Source organism: Trebonia sp., from assembly GCF_049794275.1.
GTDB lineage: Bacteria > Actinomycetota > Actinomycetes > Streptosporangiales > Streptosporangiaceae > Trebonia.
The window spans coordinates 1-1705 of the sequence record NZ_JBARCR010000743.1 but is presented as its reverse complement, the minus strand read 5'-3'; the positions used below and the strand labels follow the sequence as shown (position 1 = coordinate 1705).

Genomic DNA, 1705 nt, shown 5'->3' with positions numbered 1-1705 from the left:
GGCGATCAGCACCACGACCGGGATCATCGCCACCCGCAGCTTGAACGGGTCCGCGGGACCGAGCTTGGCCCCGACGTAGGCCACCGGCAGGCAGATAATCCAGGTGACCAGCGCCGCCAGCGACGGGCTAACCCTCGCGACAAGTCCGCCGGTGCCCTGGGCAGCTTCTTCGGCGGATTCAGGGTCGCGAGGGAACGCCTGGGACTCTCCGGTAACTGTCTGCACGATTCCATCCGTGGGAATGCTCACCCTGATTTCACCCGACGGGCAAGTGCACAGGCCGCCCCGCCCTGATTCCGCTCGACGTTATCACTCAATGCTGAGGCATCGCTGGTGACCGAGCTACGAGACGGGTCACGTCGTGGTCACAGCTGTGGTCACAAGAATAGGGAAGGTGCTGGCGCTTCTGCTAACGTCTGTGCGTGGTCAGAGGTTTCCCCGGTGCGTCGCGCCAGAGTTCCGCGCAGGACGCGCGAGCTGGCCTTCCCGCTCAGGAGACGACAGGGGAAGCATCTAGGCGCCGCCTTTCCCGCTGGATGTGGCTGGCCGGCTCTGTCCTGGTGGCCGTCGTCTTGTTCTTCGTCTACTTGCGGTTGTCCAGGACGTATGCCGCTACCTCGGACGGGGCTGACCAGGCGCTGCAGGGCTGGGACATGCTGCACGGCAACTGGCTGCTGCGCGGCTGGACCCTCGGGGACGTGACGTACTACACGACCGAGATTCCCGAATACGCGCTGGTCGAGCTGTTCCGTGGCCTGCGCGCGGATGACGTGCACATCGCGGGCGCCGCCACCTATACGCTGCTGGTGCTGGCGGCCGGGCTGCTGGCCATGGGCCGTTCGGCGGGGCGGGAAGGGCTGATCCGCTTCGCCGTGGCGGCCGGGATCATGGTTGCGCCGCAGCTCGGAAACAACACGCACCTGGTGCTCTCCCAGCCGGATCATCTGGGCACCGCGCTCCCGCTGCTGCTGGTGTTCTTGATGCTGGACCGCGCGCCGCGGCGCTGGTACGTCCCGGTCGCGGTCGGCGCGGTGCTCACCTGGGTGGTGATCGCGGACCGGGTGGCCCTGCTCACCGCGGCCGTGCCGCTCGCCGTTGTGTGCGCCGCCCGCGTCCTGCTAGCCATTCTCAAGCACCGCAAGCCGCTGGCCTCCCAGTGGTACGAACTGTCCCTGATCGCGGCGAGTGTTTTGTCGTTCGCGGTGGCAGAGCTCGCCGTGCGGCTGATCAGCGTCCTGCACGGGTACCAGGTCACCCCCGTGGCATCGGCGAAGCTGGCATCGGCGCACCACCTTCCGCACGCCATCAATGTGGCAGTCCTGGGAATCGTCGACATGTACGGCGCCGACTTCGTGCACCTGTCGAACGACGCTCCGTTCGGCCCCCAGCTGGGGGGCCTGCCGGTGGCCGTCGGGGCCGCCCTCGCCGCGGTGCACCTGGTCGGCCTGGCGCTGGCGGTGTGGGGCTTCTTCCGCGCGTTCCGGTACTTCTTCGACCCCGGCGACCTGGTCTCCCCTGTCTTGGCCACGGGGATCGTCATCAACGTCGCCGCCTTCGTGTCCAGCATCATTTCCGCCGGGATATGGGACGCCAGGGAGATCGTGGCCGTGCTGCCGTTCGGCGCTGTCCTGGCGGGGCGCATGGTGCCGTCACAGCTGGCCAGGCTGCCGCGGCGGGCCAAGCAGGCACTGGCATTCGTGGGGGT

2 protein-coding genes are annotated in these 1705 nt (G+C 68.0%); one reads left to right on the top strand and one right to left on the bottom strand.

Annotated features, from left to right (window positions below):
• Window positions 1–225: hypothetical protein (locus WA805_RS19560; protein WP_422285295.1), on the bottom strand; the 225-nt coding region annotated here is incomplete at its 3' end.
• Window positions 226–422: 197 nt separating this feature from the next.
• Between WA805_RS19560 and WA805_RS19555 the strand changes: the two genes are divergently transcribed.
• The coding region (locus tag WA805_RS19555) for a hypothetical protein (protein WP_425243051.1) at window positions 423–1705 on the top strand (1283 nt) is incomplete at its 3' end.